At 61.2% G+C, this 219-nt stretch carries 1 pseudogene; it reads right to left on the reverse strand.

Going from position 1 to position 219, the window contains the following annotated elements:
• Window positions 1-129 (reverse strand): annotated as a pseudogene (locus ACQ4LH_RS22135) (sulfite exporter TauE/SafE family protein); the annotation flags it as partial.
• Between the last annotated feature and the right edge of the window lie 90 nt (window positions 130-219).

Below are 219 nucleotides of genomic sequence, written 5' to 3' on the forward strand. Positions count from 1 at the left end.
GGCCAGCGGGTGCCCTTCGATGGAAAACGCCGCCAGTTGCAGAATGCCCATGCCGGCGCCGAAGTAACCGCCATAGATCGATACACCGACATGCGCGGCCAGTGACAATGGGCCGTGCGGCGGTTGTGCAATCTCGGCTCGGCGGGGGGCCAAACCCGCACATATGATTGGGCTGGCGGTGAAACACATCTTTCTCTACCTACGAAGCTTCCCTAGTGG

It is taken from the genome of Pseudomonas peli (genome assembly GCF_050563605.1).
Taxonomy (GTDB): Bacteria; Pseudomonadota; Gammaproteobacteria; order Pseudomonadales; family Pseudomonadaceae; genus Aquipseudomonas; species Aquipseudomonas peli_A.